Source organism: Thermosynechococcus sp. HY213, assembly GCF_031460975.1.
Lineage (GTDB): Bacteria > Cyanobacteriota > Cyanobacteriia > Thermosynechococcales > Thermosynechococcaceae > Thermosynechococcus.
On record NZ_JAVKVB010000004.1, the window covers coordinates 88,630 to 107,274 of the forward strand.

Genomic DNA, 18,645 nt, shown 5'->3' on the forward strand with positions numbered 1-18,645 from the left:
CCCTTTTCTCAAATCTGGGGGGCATTAAGGAACGCCGAACCCGTCCAAAAGTCACCTTCTAAGAGGTCTATCCTTCCGAGGCGCCCAACCGTGGCTCTGTCCCTGCAAGGAGGCGTTGGATATTACTCTGGTGTCGCCAAATCACAAAAGCACCTGCAATCACACTAAAACCGACAAACGGCCACGACTGCGTAAAGAACCAAAACCAGAAGGGCAAGGAGATAGCAGCAGTGATTGAACTCAGGGAGACAATGCGGCTGACTGCCAAGACCACGAGAAACACCGCAAAGGTGGCCAAAGCCGTGGGGGCATTGAGGGCAAGGAGCACCCCTAAACCAGTGGCAACGGATTTGCCGCCGCGCCAGCCCAACCAAATCGGCTTACTGTGAGCCAAAACCGCAATGAAGGCGATCGCCAGCAGGACAAATTCCAACCAAGTGGTCGGTACTGTACTCCAAGATTGCCCCAGAACCCAACGCGCCAAAAGAACTGCCCCTAGTCCCTTGCCCACATCGACTAAAAACGTCACTAGGCCGGGGCCTTTGCCCACTACCCGCAGCACATTGGTCGCCCCCGTTGAGCCAGAGCCATGCTCACGAATATCAATCCCGCGCAGCGCTTTGGCCAAGAGGTAGCCCGTGGGAATTGAGCCGAGCAGGTAGCTAATGAGCGCCAGCAGTCCAAGGATGAGTGCAGTGGTCACAGGAGCCTCCCTACTCAAAGAAATCAGAACTACGGCTAGGACGCAACTGGGGTTCAGGGGCAAAGCCCAAGAGCAAGGGATATTGCAGTAGTGAAAGGCTGACTTGGGGTTGGGAATCATCAATAAGAATCAGAGGGATGTAGTCCTCCTGCTCGAGGCGATCGGCACGAAAGGCCAAGGCATCCGCAGATTCAAAGAGCGCCACCCCCTGATCAGGGCCAAAATCTTGACGACTAATGCCCAAGCAATCCTGCAATCCCCGTCGCCAGTCCCCCAGCCGCTCAGGGGAATCGGCCAAGACCAACACCCGCAACATATCGCCATAGAAGTCCCGCAGGATTGAAATGATTGCCGAGGCAACAAGGATATTTTGCAACCGACTGGGGAGCGATCGCAGGGCACCCCGTCCCCCGAGATCAAAGAACCAACTTTCTACCCGCTCAGCATGAACTTGCTCAAACGTACGTCGCAACTGCCAAGGAGGGCCATAGTAGTTGGGGCTACTCCGATATTGCTCTAGCAAACGGCGAATCCGATCCGCTTCCTCCTGAAATCCCTCATCAAGAACTAACTTGGGCGGCGTTGTCGCTGTTGCTGCTGGGGCAGAGGCAGTTTCCACGACAGCGGGCGTCGGGGGCAGCAATTCCATTTCCTCAACGGTGGCCGCCAACTCCTGCATGCTCTTGACGAGAAATTCCTTGAACCCCTGCACTCGAATCGCGAGTTCTTGGGAGGCACCCACAAAGTTGCGGCGGAGCTCCTGTTCGATGCGTTCCTTGCGCCGTTCTAGTTGCTCAATGGTGAGTTGCAGACTTTGTTGCCGCTCTTCAAGGGACTTGAGGCGATCGTGCACAAGACGATGAAACTCAGCATCAAGGGCTTGAATTTCAGCTTTGAGGGCATCCCGTTGAGCTTTGAGGGCAGTTAGTTCCTCTGGGGTAGGTTCAGAGGCATCAGTCACCGTAGGGTCATCCGTCATTGCGAACCGTGGAAATAAAGGCTGTGCGTGGGCAGCGTTCTTGGAGGCATTGTACTAAAGTTTTGGCGTCAAACAGAATCGGCAGAAAGTGGATATTCTTGACCTCCCGAAAATAAAAGAGCACGGGAAAGGCTGGCCAAAAGACCTCCCAATGCTGCCATTGCTGATAGGGAAAGTGGCGAATTTGTCGGCTGCCGCGATAGACATCTAGTGCTGTTGCCGTAAATTCTAGTCGCAGGGTAGCCGCCTGCACAGCCAAGAATAGCGCAAACAGGGAGATGGGCAAGCCCAGCCACCAGCGCAGCCACCACAGGGGCAGACTTAACAGCAGAACCCCCAGCGGAACAGCAAATGAGGGTTGAAGACGTACTGTGGCCAGTGAGGTTCCTTGCATGGTTTTACTCTACTCCTGAGGGGGCGTCGGTTCTTCTAATTGTGGCAAATCCTCTGGAGTGGGAGGAGTTTCCTGTTCAGTGACCTCAGGTGCAGTGGTCTCTAGAGTCGGTTGCTCCAAAGGTGGGGACGGCTTGGATGGCACTCGCGGGCTAACGAGAACAGAACGAGTCGGGCTTTCTGCTTTCTTGAAGGGATTCAGGCGCTGCCAGAAGGGCTGTTGCGGCGTGGGGGGCGGTGTCTCTTCGGCTGCTTTGACGGTGGGTTCTGGGGTTGGCTCTGGTGCAACGGGCGTTTCCTCTACAGGTTCAACGGTGGGTGTTGGTGCCTCTACTGCCGACGTTGGTGTAGGTTCCTCAGCAACGGGGGTCTGAGTGGCAGATTCTTCAACAACAGCTGTTGGCTCTGGGGTCGGCTCGGAGGGAGCGGCGGATTCCTCAACAATAGGTGTTGGCTCTGGTGTCGGTTCAGGAGGGAGGTTGCTGGGGAGATCCGGACTGAGGCTACTTTGAAGATTTTTGGCGGCCAGTTCTCCCCGCAGCAGGCGCGAGAGGACATCCTTGCCATTGGGTTGATAGGTCACAAGGCGGGTAATGGGATTGTAGGGAGAGGGGATACGCTGACCATTGCCATCCAGAAGTTCGAGCCGTACCCAGTTATCCCCCGCCTGGAGTCCAGTGAGATAGTAGGCCTGCCAGCGATCGACCGTGAAGGATTGACCATTGATCGTGCAGCGCACCTGCCAGACTTTCTCATTGTTTAATTGTTGATCCAACGGCAGGTTGCTGAGATAAAAATCAAGGAGCACTGGTTCAGCACCATAGGTGCCGCTGGGCTGATTGTAGGTGAGCAGGGGAAGACTAGCAGATCGAGTGTCCTCATCTGCAGTGTAAAGATGAAAGGCCGTTTGAGCATAGGCAAGGGGATGTTTCAGACTTTCACCCCACGGATACACAACAAAAGCACGCAGAAGGTGCGTTCCCGGCTCAAGGTTCGTAAATTCAATGGGGGTGTTCAGGTCATAGACACTGCGGCTGGGCAGATCATCGAGCACCACCTCCACATGGGGGCCTAATCCTGTGCGCTGATCTTGAAACAGGCGTAGCCCTTGGACACTCAGCTTGACGGTGACGTTGCGGCTTTGGAGGGTTTGGTTGGCTTCGGGGGTGAGAATTTTCAGCCGCGGTTCATAGCGATCGAACCAATCCTTCATATCCTCAATGGCCACAGGAGCCGCCACCTCTGCCAGCGAGCCACTGGCTTTTGCCGCGGCGATGTCCCCCACTGACCACAGAAGAACGATACTGAGAACCAAAGCGATCGCCCGTTGCCAACAGACCTGCCAACCCTTCATGCACACCTCAGATGGTTGTAGTACCAAGGACAATTTTCGCAGATGGGCTACCCACTTCAGCAATCCCGATCTAGGGAGCACGATCGCTGCTGTAGAGGACATGACCACTGCTAAATTCTCGCAACTCCCCAGTGTTCAGACGTACTTGCAACGTCCCGCGATCGCTAATGCCCACACCGATGCCCTGCCACCTTTGTTCTCCTTGGACAAGAGTGAGCGATCGCCCCCGCAAAAAATCCCGCTGCGCCGTGATCTGAACCCCCTGGGACTGTTGCCAACACCACAGAAGCTCAGCGCGAATCGCCGCTAGCAGTTCCAGATCCGTAGGCACCGCTTGGGGAGAATGAAGCAGCGTGTGGAGGCTAATGGCCTGGGGAAGACCCATTGCTTCAACGTCAACACAGCGGTTCAGTCCCACCCCCACCACCAGCCAAGGGGAACGGCGTTCACAGAGAATTCCCGCCAGTTTCTTGCCCTGAGCCATCACATCATTCGGCCACTTCAATTGCAGATGGCGTTCCACCGTTGGTCGCAGCCCACTCAACGCCCGCATCACGGCTATCCCGGCTTGGACACTGGGCGCAACGATCGCCGCCGACTGCGGCAGGATAAAGGAGGCCGTCAACACTCCCTTCGGGGACTGCCAAGCGCGGTTGTACTGACCTCGCCCCCGTGTTTGTGCCTGAGTGTAGATGACTTGACCGCCATAGAGTTGATCGGCATGGTGCAATGCCCAAGTATTCGTGCTCTCACAGGTCTCTAGCCACACTAACCAAGGAAACTCCATGGCGATCGCTTACTTGGGTACAGAAACAGATGGCTCAATGAGTGCCCGCAACAGTTCTGGTTTCGGATGCGCCCCTACCCGTTCAAAAAACACCTGAAGGGTCTGATCTAGCCACTGCGCCAGTGCTGCATAGCTTGCGGGAAGGGTTGTGATTTTCGCAGCAACGAAATAGCGATCGCCACTGTGGGGAGCTGGCACAAGAATATTGGCCGCTTGGCAGTTATTCAAGGCACTTTCAATTTGACTGCGACCAATCTCCGCTGGGGCGGTTTGCTCAATCATGGCGGCCAGTTCTTCTAGGGTGGCAGCGCAATCGCGATGGTCAAGGAGCCACGCTAAAACATAGGCTAAGGCTGGGGGTTGGGCGATCGCCACCCGTTCGTGACTGAGCAAAGCGCGATAGGTTGCCAGACTATGGAGGGGACGCTTTTCAAAATTGGCCATCACCACAGCATTGGGGGGAAGATGCTCCCGTAGGCCAAGACGCAGTTGATTGGCACTGCCCTGCCGATGAAAGACGCAGAAGATCGTGTTTTTACAGACGTAGCGCAAGTATTCCGAGAACTTGACCATCCCCAACTGCAAAATGTCAAAGTTGGGCAGCAGGGCTTGTACCGCCCCTTGGACTTTACTAATGGGTAGCCCTTCCTCCCGCAGGAGCTTGCCACACTCCGAATCACGGCGGTACCAATCGAGAATCTGCCGCGTTTTGGCGATCGCCCCCTCGGCATGGCGAGCCAAACTGACACTCAAGTCCGCACACAAACGACGATTATCAGGATCTAAGGGAATGGCGGAGGGTGGGATGCTGGGCGGCGGCGCTTCAATGGGGGGAGCGGGACTGGCGACAGGTGGGCGGGGTTTTACGGTTGGATCAGGGATGTGGACAAAGGCATCACAAATGGCCTGAAAACTCTTGCCAGCCGCATCTTCGTAGGCGCAGCCAATGACTGTTTTGCCGTACTGCCGTAACTTCTTGGCAAGGGAGCCAAAGCCACCATCGCCGGAGACAATCACAAACGTATCAAAGCGGTCATCTTGAAAAATCAAATCCACCACATCAATCGCCAATTGAATATCAGCAGCATTTTTGCGATTTTCGTAGGAAAAACCAAAGACCTGTACAGGCTCAATGCCCAATTGGTGCATTTCCCGGCGCAGTGACCCAAGGCGAGCATCACTCCAGTTGGCATAGGCACGTTGCAGCAGCACCCGCTCGATGGGGTAGGCTTGGCGAATATGGGCTTGGATGGCAGCGAGGGAAATTTTGGCCACATCTGCGGCTTTGATGTTGTAGCCTTTGATCAGGTTTTCAATGTCGTAGAAAATAGCGGTACGACGCGAGCCATTCCCAGAAGTGCGGGTTTCAAGGTGTTGCAGTCTTTCCTCTAAACGTTGGAGGAGGTCTTCGATCTGGGGGGTTAGGGAATGACGTTGACGATCTTGCACCCAAGTGCCCACCAATGCCCCCGCAGAACTGACCGCCACCACAGGAAGCGGTTCGCGGGTAAGGGCGACGGCGAGGGAACCCGCCACAATCGCTCCTAAAGGAGGTATGCACCAGTTCTGCCATGCCATAACTTATTTTACGAATTCTTGGAAAACTCCCTCTCAAACGCTGGTTTCTTGCAACAGTGCCATCCCGCGATCGCAAATCGTTTTTGCATAGTCTGTCCAGCGGCCACTGCCCCAGTAGCGAAAACAACTGGTTTGCGATGTCAGCACATAGAGGAGCGCTTCGCGGTAGGCAGGGCTTTGGGTCACTTGCGGGTCAGCCGCCACCAAAGGATCATAGATGCGGTGAAACTCGGCACTCAGGCGTTCCATCGGTTGCAGAACGGTCTCATAGCCCTTGACCCAACTGAGGTGATTCGTCCAAGAGGCACCCTCCATGGAGAAGTGGGGATTGGTTTGTTCAAGGTGGGCGATCGCTGCCGCAACCCTTTCTGGCGTTATCGGGCTATCCCCTAAGGTCTGCCAGAGTAGATGTTGGTGTACCGCTTGACAGCGAGGAAAGCGATCGCTAGTCACTCCCTGAGCCGCCAAGAGGGCAAGGTACTCACTGCCATTGAGACCCACCACCCCCGCCTGCGGATTCGCTTTTATCTCATGCCACACCGGCATAAAATCGCGGGGATATTCATTCATCATCACACCACCGTTTTCACCATCGGCAATTTGACTCACACAGGGGGGACCGAGGGGAGCCTGCCAGTGAGTGGCCAGATGCTTAGCTTCGTGATAAGGCTGCATTTGCGCCACAAGTTTCGTATCCGAGCCTTGGGTTTTAATCAGCACCGTTATTTCCGCCACCTCTCCTTGGGAGTTGCGCGCCACAAGGACATTCGGTACATACTTGGCAGCGTAGGGTAGCGGCGACCCATCCAACTGTTCAACACTGTGCTCCTGTACCAGCAACCAACTATATCCACAGCGTTTGAGGCAGGTCACCAAGGTAAAGAGCGTATCCGGATGGTTGGGCAAATGCATTTCTGGCAGTGAAAAGCCCTGTACCCTTTGCAGCGCTTCAACGCCAAAGAGGGCTACAAATTGATGCTGCCAAGCCCGAATATGCAACTCAATGTCAGCGATTGGAGTGGAGGGAATCACCGCATGTCCCCAGCAGGTGCCCAGCCATTCCACGTAGGGAGCATAGGCATCCACAGTAATCCGCCGCAGGGCGTCCAGTACCTCCTCCTGTCCCATCTGCTCCAGCCCCCAGAGGAGGTTGCCGGAGTAATCGAGCATAATCCGCGGTTGACAGCCCTCAGCCACCAACTGGGGAATCCAGTCCCCCATGCGCCGATAACACCAGAGAAATTGGGTTGCGTTGTGATTGTCCCCCTCGTGGGGATGCATCAGCATATACTGCAAGTGACTGATGAGGCTGCCGCCCTCCCCCGCTGGAATGGTCGGCTGGTGCATATGGAGGGCACAGGCAAAGGCGGCGCGAATAGAGGGGAGCATTTGGGGGGGCAAGGGGGGGCAACGGGGCACTTCACTCAACGCCTGTTCCCAACCACTGAGGACAGGTTCTCCTTGAGGCGGACAGGTTGACCAAGGGAGGGTAGGGCGGGGCATGATTCAAGCTCGAAAAACTTGGGCGGGATCAAGGCGCATCACTTTTTGAATCGCCAATAGGGAAGCACTGACACACATGGCGACGGTGGCACTAAAAACGGCGAGGGCAAGTTGGGGAGTCATGATAATTTGGATGGCACGGGCTTGCATGGTCCACATCCCCAGTCCCCAGCACAGGCCTAAACCGGGCAGATAACCCAGTACGGCCATCCACAGGGCTTGCTCAATAATAATGCGATACAAGTACCCGTCAGAAGCCCCCATTGCTTTGAGGGTGCCATACTCCTGTAGGCGATCGCTCACCGAAGAATAGAGAATTTGACTGACAATGACCACCCCTACAACCACGCCAACCCCTGCCCCCAGTCCTAAGATAAACCCCACACTGGTACTGGCTAGCCAATAGCGCCGCGTCATTTCAGTCAGGGCAGCACGACTGAGCACTTGATAGTTGGGAAAGGCTGCCCGTAAGCGTTCCTGCACCTTTGCTAAATCCTCCCCCGACTTGGCTTTCACCATGACATAGGTGATGCGGGTACTGGGGGACACCAACGGCAGAAATTCGGGTACCGGCTCACTGGTATCAAACCGAGGGAAGTTTAAGTAAAGGTTCGCAGTTTCCAGCGAAGTCAAGACATAGGGGCTAGAGACAATGGATTTGACACCGCGCGTCCAGCCAATGACCGTCGCTGGGTAGTTATTCACGCGACCTTGCTCCCCTAGAGCCGTAAGGGAAAGGGCATTGAGGTCAATGCGATCCACGATGACACTGTAGGGTTCTTCTAGCTCCGTCAGGGTTGCACCAGCAACTGTCGTCAAGGGCAGCAAGGTGCCTGTCGGTTCAATACCCACCACCTGCACTGGATCGATCGCCTCTGTCTCTGAACGGCGCCACATCGCTGACTGGATCAACAGAGGTTCTGCGGCTGCAACCCCTGCAACTGCCTGGGCATCGAGGACAACTTGATACTCAATAGGCAACGTTAAGCCAAAATAGCGCAACTCACTGGAGGCAATCCAGAAATCCGCTTGACTTTTGTTCACCAAGAGTGTAGCCGATCGCCCAAAGCCCTCAAGGAGTCCAGTTTGAACTGTGACCAGACTGACGGCAAACGTGATGCCTAGTTGAGCCACGAGAAAGCGGCTAAAGTCTTCTAAGAGATTTTTGCGGGCAAGGGAAACCATTTTTCTATCTTAAGTTTGCGATGGGGGCATGTCTAGACCGTGCTAGGCAGTTGGGGAAAAAACGGCCACCTTAGGCGGCTAGTAAAAAATCCCTAGTTAAAAACTCTGCTGGTACCTCTTGTTCTTGGGGCAAGTAAATAGCCACTTGAATCTGTATTTGTGAAAGATAACGACACATCAGTGGTCCTATTTCCCGCCAGTCTAGACCCCCCAAGCCACAGCCAAGGGCGGGAACAGCAAGAGATTGAATGCCTTCTGCTTGATAGCTATCCACTAACCATTGCAAACCTCGCTCAATTCCTGTAATGTCAGACGATTGTTTCCAGTGAGTTTTAGTCGGAAAGAGTAAAAACCATTTATTGGCATTCAAGTTGGGTAAGCTCAAAGGTTCATCCGCTAGATCGCTGTCTAGAGAAGCTTCACGTTTATACAAATATGGTTTCCCCATTGTAAGTTGCTTTTTCTTGCAGACATCTTGATAGACGACGTACATATCCGGAAATTGATATTTTGCCCGTGAGGCTAATCCCTTACCCATTACACCGACGGTATTGACACTGATTGTTAAGGTTTGCATTTGGGAGAAGAACATATCTCCATCCACCCAAGATAGATGACTCGTAATTGCAGCACGTCGTCGGGGTTGGAAAAACATGTGGGGTTCAACTATGACTTCAACAGAACTGAACTGTTGTCGAAGGCGCTCTGCCATCTCCTGACTTGCAACATAGATAGAATGAATCTCAGTGGGGGGAACCACTTTTGGAACCAAGCATTCCGCCATAATTTTTCGCTTTGTACCATCTTCAGTTTTCCACCAGTCATTATTGAGAATGCTCCAATAATCGCGATGGATGATTTGTAGTCCAGTTTTAGCATCGCGGATTTCAGTAACGGAGTGGGCTGCATTCCCTAAAGCAATGAAGGTTCCTTTGATATCTAGGACACGGGGTTTAATTCCTAAAATGACAACATTGTTTTTATTGATTTCACTTAATACTTTATAAAGCATGGGATTTCGGGGTTGAAAATAGAGGTTGGCATATTGCCATAGACTCTGACCATTTGGTGCGAGGCGGTGTTGCCGACGCACAACGATGTCTGCGTTATAGATAGGTGTCGGGGAAAGACCGCGTTCTACGACTTGCTCATGTGCAAGAATTCTGTGTTGGAATATAGAGGAGAGGTTGTTCACATGGGTAATGTAATATAAGCTTTTGATCTTGGGTTCAGGCATTCTTAACCTCTAGAGATTTTTTGAGTTTGTTCTTTGACCCAACTCAAGTAAGCAGGAGAACCGGCAATAATGGGTAGGGCAATGATTTCTGGAACTTCATAACTGTGTAATGCCAGCAGGCGATCGCGCACTTGCTCAAACAGGGCAGTGCGGGTTTTAATGAGCAGTTGCCATTCGGGATCGCGATGTACGGTTCCTTGCCAGCGGTATATTGATTGAATAGGCAGAATTTGCACACAGGCAGCGAGGTGCTCAGCCACGAGTTGATCGGCTAAAGAGAGTGCTTCAGTTTCCGTAGCAGTGGTAACCATCACCACACAGTACTCTGTTGCCGTTTCCAAGCCCGCTGTCCTCACGTCACGCTTGATGATGTCGATCATATCCTGAACAAATCTTGAATAAAATCGTGCAGTGAATGTTGTTATTACCGGTATTGGGCTGTGGACAGCTCTGGGGGAGAGCGCGATCGCCACGTGGCAGCGCTACTGTCAGGGGAAAACGGCACTCATCGCCACGCCTGACGGACTGGTGGGAGCAACGACCTTGCCAGTCGAGAAAATTATTGCAACGACAACGACTCAAGCGCTCAACGATGCAAAATTAACCCCTCCTCTAGACAGTGCTGGGGTAGTGGTCGGGTCAAGCCGTGGCTTTCAAGCACAGTGGGAAACATGGTTACGGCAGCCTTCTCTTTCGCGACAAACATGGTTACAAACCTTACCCGCCACTGTATCCCAGCAAGTGGCACAAATTGCCGGCACCCAAGGGATAGTTCTCAACCCCACAGCGGCCTGCGCGACGGGACTGTGGGCGATCGCCCAAGGGGCACTGTTGATTGAGCAGGGTTATTGTGATCTGGTGTTGGCGGGAGGGGTCGAGTCCGCCGTCTCGCCCTTAACCTTGGCCGGGTTCCGCCAGTTAGGGGTGTTGGCTCAGGCGCGGGCGGCTCCCTTTGATCGCCAGCGGCAGGGATTTGGCTTAGCGGCCGGTGGTGCCATTGTCGTCCTAGAATCCGAGGCACGGGCGCGATCGCGGGCTGTTACACCCTATGCGCGAATTGCTGGGGTAGGTCTCAGTGCCGATGCCGAGCATATGGCTGCCCCCAGTGTCCAGCAAACCGGTGCTCTCCTAGCCATTCAAAAGGCCTTGGCTCAGGCGGGGCTAACACCGCACCAGATCGACTGTATCCATAGTCACGGTACGGGCACACGGCGTAACGATGCCGCTGAAGCCACTTGGATTCAAACCCTTTTTGGTCAAGGGGTTGCGGTCACCAGTCACAAAGGTGCCCTTGGGCATACCCTAGGTGCTGCTGGCGCGATCGCGATCGCTCTTTCCTGTCTGTCATTACGGGCACAGGAGATTCCCCCCTGTGTTGGCTGTGAGACTCCCGACTTTGACCTCGACATTGTCCAACACAGCCGCACTGCCCCTTTAGGCCACATTCTCTGCTGTAGCTACGGCTTTGGTGGTCAGAATGCCGTGATTGTTCTAGCGCATCCCTAGGAGGCAGTGACCACCCTTGGTTGAGCAACCCCAAACTTTTGCATGATCGTTTTAGCCATTTGTGGGGGTGTGAGTCCTAAGTCAGCTTTTGATTCCTCAGGACTAGCGTGCTCAACCAAGATATCCGGTACCCCCAAACGCAACACAGGCAGCAGAATATCCGCCTCTTGGAGTGCCTCGAGTACCGCCGAGCCAAAGCCCCCCATCAGGCAGCCTTCTTCTAAGGTGACCACGCGGCCAATTTGTTTCGCCAAAGGCAGAATCAACTCAGTATCTAGCGGTTTGGCAAAGCGGGCATTGATCACTGCGGCACTCATGCCGTGTTCCTTGAGGATTTCTGCCACTTGCATCGCCGGATAGACCATTGAGCCGTAGGCCACCAAGAGAATATCTTCACCGGGGCGCAGGAGTTCCCCTTTGCCGATTTCGAGGGGTTCCCAGCCTTCCTCCATGAGGGCGACACCATAGCCATTGCCCCGGGGATAGCGTAGGGCGATCGGGCCATCGGTGTAGTTGATGCCCGTTACAATCATGCGTTGCAATTCCGCTTCATCCTTGGGTGCCATCAGCACCATATTGGGTAGGCAGCGCAAATAGGCAATGTCGTACATCCCTTGGTGGGTCGGGCCATCAGCACCGACAATCCCCGCCCGATCCATGCAGAAGAAGACGGGTAGCTTTTGGATGCAGACATCGTGAACAATTTGGTCGTAGGCGCGCTGCAAGAAGGTGGAGTAAATCGCCGCTACGGGGCGCATGCCTTGGGTGGCCATGCCGGCGGCCATTGTTACGGCGTGCTGCTCGGCAATCCCGACATCAATGTATTGGTTGGGCACCCGTTTTTGGAGGATATCTAGCCCTGTACCCGTGGCCATCGCCGCTGTAATGCCAACAATGCGCGGATCGTTTTCTGCGAGTTTAGTCAGGGTTTCGCCAAAGACTTTGGAGTAGCTGGGGGGCTTGGGTTTGCTGGAGGGTTTGGCCTTACCAGTGACGAGATCAAAGGGGTTTTGCGCATGGTAGCCCACTTGGTCTTTCTCGGCGATCGCGTAGCCTTTGCCCTTAACCGTTGCCACATGAACCAAGACAGGACCGGGAATCGTATGGGCATGTTGGAATGTGGTAATGAGTTCTTCCAAATTGTGGCCATCCACCGGACCAACGTAAGTAAAGCCCAGTTCCTCAAAGACGGCGCCCACCTTAGGAACCGCAAGGCGTTTCATGCCCTCCTTGATGCGCTGCATCTCCGGGGTTAGGTTTTCACCAAAGAAGGGGATATGTTTGAACTGCTCTTCGAGGTTATCAGTAATAAATTGCACCTGCGGTGAGAGGCGGATTTTATTCAGATAGCGGGGAATCGCGCCCACATTGGGGGAAATGGACATCTCATTGTCGTTCAGCACCACCATCAGGTTGGTGTGGGGCAAGTGGCCGGCGTGGTTAATCGCTTCTAGCGCCATCCCCCCAGTTAGGGCACCATCACCAATAATGGCCACGACTTTGAACTTCTCTCCCTTGAGATCGCGGGCGATCGCCATCCCCAAAGCTGCCGAAATACTCGTGGAGGCATGACCAGCGCCAAAGTGATCAAAGGGACTTTCGCGGAGGTTGAGATAGCCAGCAATTCCTCCCTTTTGCCGTAGGGTATGGAAGTTGTTGTAGCGACCCGTCAACATTTTGTGGGGGTAGGCTTGGTGCCCCACATCCCAAATCACGCGATCTTTATCTAAGTCAAGGGTTTGGTAGAGTGCGAGGGTGAGTTCGACAACCCCCAAGCCTGGCCCAAGGTGTCCTCCCGTGGCCGCCACCGTTTCCAAATGTTTGTCGCGGATTTGGGCGGCAATTTGACTCAATTGGGCAATGGACAACCCATGCAACTGGTTGGGATGGGTGAGTTCACTTAAGTGCATAGAAACCCGACCTCGCAAGATACCTAGGAGCGATAGCCTACCGCTGACCACAGAAAAACTATCTGTTGACTGATTCTAGCAAAGTCCCCGACCGAAGTTGGGCATTATTTCGCCCCTAGACGCGGTGAAAAGCCGCAATAATCCCGAAACAGTTGATCATAAATTTCTAACGCTGTTTCATAGAGTTCGCTCAATTCACGAATTTCTTCCGTGGATTCATTGGTGTAATTTTCCACCAACCAAATCACCCATTGGTAAAATCGCTCCCGACCCCACTGTTGCCAATAGTTGGCGAGAATTCCCCGCGCAAGGTCAGTTCCCAACCGTTTGGGGTAACCGTGGCTTGTGGCCAAGTCCTGGAGATCCCCTAGGAAGCGTTCGGTCATCGCACTGAGGTGACTCAGGGACATCTGAGCACATTGACAAGCCCGCTCAAAGGCGGCGTTGGTCTCTAGGGAACTGGGCTTGACCGTTTCAGCCATCAAGCGACCATGACTATCTACCTGACGCTCGACAGCGCAGTGGGGAACTTTAGTGAGGGGGTAGCCTTCACAGGCGAGATACACCCGAAAGTTTTTCTCTAAACAATCCACTTCCTTGGGACTGAGGTGGATGTCGAGTTCAAGCAGGAGTTGACCAAAGGTACGCTCATCAGTGGTGGTGGTGGTTTGCGAGTAGGTCATCGCGAAGTCCCTCACAGGTCGTCAAAAGATTATCCTGTGATCTTTTTTTCGTTATGCACCTCAGCCAAGAAGGCAGCCTACAAAGCTCCCAACACCGTGTCCTCGAAAGTCATTAGTTCATCGCGGTGTCCCTCTAGGGTGACTTGGGTACCGATCGCATGGGGTTGCAAAGAGAGTTTGACGGTTTCGAGCCGCTGGGCACCTCGCCAATAGAACCAAGGGGCAATGGGGGTTAGACCAATGAGACCAAAGGCCAAAATACCGCGATCGGGAAAGAGGACGGTCAACACAAGGGCGATCGCTGTGGCACCGGAGACGGCAAGGCCAAAAAGCAATGCGGCCAAAAAGGGACTAGCGGCAACATTTCCCTGAAACGTCACTTCACTGCCATCAGCACTGACACTGTGCAGGCGGTAGCCCCGCTGCTGGAAATACTGCTTGAGGCGGGGAGCCAGTTCGGCAATGGGCTGGGCAATGAGCCATTCTTTGGTTTCAATGCGTTCTTTGGTGGAGGCACGAATAAAAAACACAAAGCCGACGGCCAAGAGACTCGTGAGTAAGAGAGTGGAAGGATAAATTAAATCGCTGGACATGTTGAGGGGGTCTGAACGGATGGGCTTGCTACCCTCATTGTCGAGGATTTGTTGTGGTCTGCAAAGAGATATTGCACCGCGATCGCCCCCTACAGTTCTGCGGAATACTAAACCCTAGCCATTGTTGTTGTGTTGCGCCATGATGCGGTCTCACACGTCTCCCCGCGATATTCGGGCACCCCGCTGCCGTCGGATGTGGTTGCGCTCAGAAACGGTCTTTGCCCTGCTGCTATTGACCAGTGACCTCGTGGGGTTGGTGTTGGCTTGGAAGTTGGGCTTACAACTCAATCGCTTCTATGCGCCGTTGCCCCCTGATTTAGCAGCGTGGTACTGGCTGGGATTGCCCAGTGTCTTTTGGCTCTTTGCCACTGGTCTATTGTTTTTGATTGCTGTGAGTGGGCTGTATCACCCGCGCGGCCATTGGAAAAATTATCTGCGCCTTGCCAAGGTGCTGAGCTTGGGCTATTTGTTGGCGCTGGCGATCGCCTACTTCTATGACCCCACCGTAGATTTACCCCGCTCGCTGTTTTTTAGTGCTTGGGGTCTCAGTGTGGTTTTCGCGGTGATCTTGCGCTTAGCCGTGAGTCTGGCGTTCAAAATTTGCACCCTACGGCAACCGATTCGCGCTTTTCTGGTGGCGCCCCCGGAGCGACAGGAGCATCTCAGCCGCCTACTAGAGCAACGCTCGAACTATAAGATTGTCGGCAGGGCGATCGCCACCATGGCCAATGAACCGGAAACCGTGACCGAGATTCTCAACTGTCAAGCCCAAGAGGTGATTGTAGAAGGCCTCCCCCCAGCCCATCTCGCTTCAGCCCTCTATTGGCAACTACGCCAACATGGCATTGCCCTACGCTTGATCCCCTCCAGCTTGGAAATGCTCTACCGCCGCGGCACCCCGGAAATTGTGGCGGCTTTGCCCACCCTGCGGGTAGATATGACGTATCTCAATGGTTGGGAATATCGGCTGAAGCGCTATTTGGACGTGATTTTGGCACTCTTTGGCATCGTGGTGCTGGCACCCCTCTTTATTGTGGTGGCGATCGCCATCAAACTCACCTCCCCAGGGCCTGTCTTTTTCCGCCAAGAGCGGGTAGGACTCCACGGCCAAGTCTTTCAGATGTGGAAATTTCGCACCATGCGTGCCGATGCCCCGCAACTCCAAGCGCAGTTGGAAGCGCAAAATGAATCCGCCGATGGCATTCTCTTCAAGCTAAAAAACGACCCTCGCCGCACGCGCCTCGGCAGTTTCCTGCGCAAGACCAGCATTGATGAACTGCCGCAACTGTTTAATGTCCTTTGGGGAGATATGAGCTTAGTGGGGCCGCGTCCGCTACCCCTGCGGGATGTTGCCCGTTTTCATTCTTGGCACCATATTCGCCATCAGGTGATGCCGGGGATTACCGGGCTGTGGCAAATTTCTGGCCGCTCTCAAATTGGCAATTTTGATGAAGCCGCCCGCCTTGACCTTTACTACATCGATAACTGGTCTTTGAATCTGGATTTGGAAATTCTAGTGGAGACCGTGCACATTGTGCTCTTTGGTAGTGGGGCGTATTAGGTGCGGCAACAATTGGCTGGCAAATAACTGTTCCACCTGTTGAGCTGAGAGGGGGCGGGCAAAGAAATAACCTTGGCCATAGTTACAGCCGAGGGCTTGGAGCACACGATATTGTTGACGGGTTTCGATGCCCTCCGCCACCACCTTTAGTCGCAAAGAATGCGCCAGCATGAGAATCGTGTGCACAATTGTCGCCGAAGATTCCTCACTATTGAGGGCGGAAATAAACGTGCGATCAATTTTTAGTGTATCAATGGGAAAACGGTGCAAATAACTCAGGGAAGAATAGCCCGTGCCAAAATCATCCATATACAGGCCAATGCCCATGGCGCGAATTTCCTCAAGGGTGGCGATCGCCACCTCCTTGTTGTCAATCAAGATGCCCTCGGTCACCTCAAGGCGCAATCGCTCAGCGGGAAATTCTGTTTCTGACAAAATTGATCTTAAGTTGAGCAGCAGATCCGCTTGCTGGAAATGACGACCGCTGAGGTTGACACTAATGCTTAAACTGCGACTGCGGGGAAACACCTTTGACCAGCGTTGCATTTGCCGACAGGCTTCTGCCATCACCCACCAACTAATGGGTAGGATCAGACCCGTTTCTTCGGCGACAGTCATGAATTCACCGGGGGAGACGATTCCCCGTTCGGGATGTTGCCAGCGCAGCAGCGTTTCAAAGCCGACAATATTGAGCGTTGATAGATCAACAATCGGTTGATAGTACACCAAAAATTCATCGCGCTCTGCCGCCCGTCGCAGATCAGTTTCCATTTGCATCAGGGCAATGCTCTGGGCACGCATCGTCATGCTAAAGACTTCATAGCGAGCTTTGCCCAAGGATTTCGCGCGGTACATGGCGGTATCCGCATCCCGCAACAAGTCCTCAGCCGTTTTGCTTTCCTCGCTGGGGAAGGCAATGCCAATACTGGCACTGGTAAAGACTTCATGCCCCTCAAGGAGAAAAGGACGGCTCAGAGCCACTAGCACTCGTTCTGCCACTTCGATCGCTTGGGCGGGAGTCGTTAACTCCTCCAAGAGAATGGCAAATTCATCACCCCCAAGGCGGGCGATCGTGTCCTCAGCGCGGGTACAGGCCGTCAGTCGCTGGCCAATGCCAATCAGGAGTTGATCCCCAGCTAAGTGCCCCAAGCTATCGTTGATCACCTTAAAGCGATCCACATCTAAAAACAGCACCGCAAAGAGGGAGTTGGGGCGCCGCACGCGACGGGTAATGGCTTGCGTCAGCCGATCCATAAAGAGCACCCGGTTGGGTAGCCCCGTCATGGCATCGTGGAGGGCATCGTGGAGAATTTGCTCCTGAATCAAGTGGTACTCTGTGACATCGGTCATCGAACCGGCCATGCGATAGGGCTGTCCCTCTTCATTGCGCAGGGCTTTGCCCCGCGATCGCATCCAACGGTAACTGCCATCGGCGTGTTTAATCCGAAACTCACACTCAAAATGGGGACGGGTACCGAGAAGATGCTCCTTCATGCTCTGGCGTAGCCGCTCTAGGTCATCGGGGTGGACACGCCGCCACCATTCCTCGATGGTGGGTTGTAGGGTACCGGGGGTTTCGCCAACCAGCAGTTCCCAGCGGGGAGAATAATACATCGAGCGATCGCTAATCTGCCAATCCCAAAGGCCATCATTGGCGCCCTCAGCCGCCAGAGCATAGCGTTCTTCACTAATGCGCAGGGCGAGTTCAGAACGTTTGCGTTCAGTAATATCGGTAATGTAGCAGCGAATTAATTGGCTCTCCCGCAGCAGATGGATTGTCACTTCGTAGGTGCGATCGCCAACGTTGATTTCTTCAACAGAAAATCGCTTTTCCTGCAACGACCAGCTTTTGAGGCGCGATAGCAGCGGATGCTGCACATCTGGTTCCCCAAGATCGGGAAATTCCTGAATGGCCGCTGGGTTGAGATAGGTAATTTGGCCATTGGGAGCCAGTTCAATGATCGGATAGGGACTTAACTCTGGAAAGGAGGACAACCGCAGCAGTTGGATTTCGGTCACCTCAGACATTTCACTGCTGACGAAGGCACCCCCCCAAGAGGCCACGTCTTGATCTGAGATACTTGATGCTTCGAGGGCGCGGGTGTAGCGATTGAACCCGGAGTCAGAAATATTGGCGATCGCGTGGTAGCGGGCGCGCACATCACCGCCAAAGACGATCAAATCCTTATGCTGAAGAATGTGGGATTGACAGGGCTTGCCATTGACCGTCAGACCATTGACACTGCGCTTCCCTTGTAAATCGCCATCAATGAGGCGAAAGAAAAAATTACCACTGCTGGGATCCAAAACCCGTAGCAAAACAGCGTGCTGACGGGAAACCATTGGCGACTTAAGAACAATCGTATTGCTAGGATGTCGCCCAATTGTATAGGTACTGGCTTCCAAGGGAATGGTACGCCGACCCTCCTGATCCTCAATAACGAGGAGATGGCGCCACTTCTTCGGCGGATCAGACTTCACATCAATGGCCTCGGCAAATTGTCATGAGGAAACGGTTTTCACTAGAAACTCCTCAATCAAACCGGTATTGATGAAGAGACTCACTTGCTATTCTAGGACGTGAGATTTTATCCTGTTTACAGAAAATTTACTGGGTTGCAGTGCAGTCTTTATCCTGACAATACTTAGAATAAGTTAAGCATTTCTTAACAG

16 protein-coding genes are annotated in these 18,645 nt (G+C 53.7%); 2 read left to right on the top strand and 14 right to left on the bottom strand.

Annotation, left to right across the window (positions count from 1 at the left end):
* Positions 1-67: 67 nt before the first annotated feature.
* The 10 genes from plsY to cutA form a co-directional block, all read right to left on the bottom strand.
* Positions 68-703, bottom strand: coding sequence for a glycerol-3-phosphate 1-O-acyltransferase PlsY (plsY, locus tag RHK62_RS01700; RefSeq protein WP_302678688.1), 636 nt, complete (start codon positions 701-703; stop codon positions 68-70).
* Between the two features lie 10 nt (positions 704-713).
* Positions 714-1,682 (bottom strand): DUF3086 domain-containing protein, encoded by a 969-nt coding sequence (locus tag RHK62_RS01705; protein WP_206200799.1) that lies wholly within the window; start codon positions 1,680-1,682, stop codon positions 714-716.
* Complete coding sequence (locus RHK62_RS01710; RefSeq protein WP_206200800.1) at positions 1,672-2,076, bottom strand: DUF3119 family protein; 405 nt, start codon at positions 2,074-2,076, stop codon at positions 1,672-1,674. The genes RHK62_RS01705 and RHK62_RS01710 overlap by 11 nt, the downstream gene beginning before the upstream one ends.
* 9 nt (positions 2,077-2,085) lie before the next feature.
* On the bottom strand, positions 2,086-3,531 hold the full coding sequence (locus RHK62_RS01715; protein ID WP_310453175.1) for a hypothetical protein: 1,446 nt from the start codon (positions 3,529-3,531) through the stop codon (positions 2,086-2,088).
* A complete protein-coding gene (locus RHK62_RS01720; RefSeq protein ID WP_310453176.1) occupies positions 3,500-4,216 on the bottom strand; it encodes a biotin--[acetyl-CoA-carboxylase] ligase in 717 nt (238 codons plus the stop codon). Before RHK62_RS01720 ends, RHK62_RS01715 begins: the two co-directional genes overlap by 32 nt.
* Before the next feature lie 9 nt (positions 4,217-4,225).
* A complete protein-coding gene (locus RHK62_RS01725; RefSeq protein WP_310437929.1) occupies positions 4,226-5,752 on the bottom strand; it encodes an NYN domain-containing protein in 1,527 nt (508 codons plus the stop codon).
* Positions 5,753-5,827: 75 nt separating this feature from the next.
* Positions 5,828-7,297, bottom strand: coding sequence for a glycosyl hydrolase family 57 (locus RHK62_RS01730; RefSeq protein ID WP_310453177.1), 1,470 nt, complete (start codon positions 7,295-7,297; stop codon positions 5,828-5,830).
* Between the two features lie 3 nt (positions 7,298-7,300).
* Positions 7,301-8,482: an ABC transporter permease gene (locus RHK62_RS01735; RefSeq protein WP_310453178.1), complete on the bottom strand. Its 1,182-nt coding sequence runs from the start codon at positions 8,480-8,482 to the stop codon at positions 7,301-7,303.
* 70 nt (positions 8,483-8,552) lie between these two features.
* A complete protein-coding gene (locus RHK62_RS01740) occupies positions 8,553-9,719 on the bottom strand; it encodes a DarT ssDNA thymidine ADP-ribosyltransferase family protein (protein WP_310437931.1) in 1,167 nt (388 codons plus the stop codon).
* 2 nt (positions 9,720-9,721) lie between these two features.
* On the bottom strand, positions 9,722-10,099 hold the full coding sequence (cutA, locus tag RHK62_RS01745) for a divalent-cation tolerance protein CutA (protein WP_206200807.1): 378 nt from the start codon (positions 10,097-10,099) through the stop codon (positions 9,722-9,724).
* 31 nt (positions 10,100-10,130) lie between these two features.
* On the opposite strand from cutA, the gene RHK62_RS01750 reads away from it, so the two are divergent.
* The gene (locus RHK62_RS01750) at positions 10,131-11,225 is read left to right on the top strand and encodes a beta-ketoacyl-ACP synthase (RefSeq protein WP_206200808.1); all 1,095 of its coding nucleotides are present in this window, start codon (positions 10,131-10,133) and stop codon (positions 11,223-11,225) included.
* Here the strand turns inward: RHK62_RS01750 and dxs are convergent.
* From dxs to RHK62_RS01765, 3 genes are all read right to left on the bottom strand, one after another.
* The gene (gene dxs, locus RHK62_RS01755; protein WP_206200809.1) at positions 11,222-13,135 is read right to left on the bottom strand and encodes a 1-deoxy-D-xylulose-5-phosphate synthase; all 1,914 of its coding nucleotides are present in this window, start codon (positions 13,133-13,135) and stop codon (positions 11,222-11,224) included. The two genes, RHK62_RS01750 and dxs, sit on opposite strands and share 4 nt — an antisense overlap.
* 104 nt (positions 13,136-13,239) lie before the next feature.
* Positions 13,240-13,818, bottom strand: a complete 579-nt coding sequence (locus tag RHK62_RS01760) for a hypothetical protein (protein WP_206200810.1) — start codon at positions 13,816-13,818, stop codon at positions 13,240-13,242.
* Positions 13,819-13,895: 77 nt separating this feature from the next.
* A complete protein-coding gene (locus tag RHK62_RS01765; RefSeq protein WP_310453179.1) occupies positions 13,896-14,411 on the bottom strand; it encodes a cofactor assembly of complex C subunit B in 516 nt (171 codons plus the stop codon).
* A 142-nt stretch (positions 14,412-14,553) separates the two neighbouring features.
* On the opposite strand from RHK62_RS01765, the gene RHK62_RS01770 reads away from it, so the two are divergent.
* The gene (locus tag RHK62_RS01770) at positions 14,554-15,972 is read left to right on the top strand and encodes a sugar transferase (RefSeq protein ID WP_399377912.1); all 1,419 of its coding nucleotides are present in this window, start codon (positions 14,554-14,556) and stop codon (positions 15,970-15,972) included.
* On the opposite strand, the gene RHK62_RS01775 is transcribed toward RHK62_RS01770, so the two are convergent.
* Positions 15,925-18,453: an EAL domain-containing protein gene (locus RHK62_RS01775; RefSeq protein ID WP_302678694.1), complete on the bottom strand. Its 2,529-nt coding sequence runs from the start codon at positions 18,451-18,453 to the stop codon at positions 15,925-15,927. The genes RHK62_RS01770 and RHK62_RS01775 overlap by 48 nt on opposite strands.
* Positions 18,454-18,645: the final 192 nt, after the last annotated feature.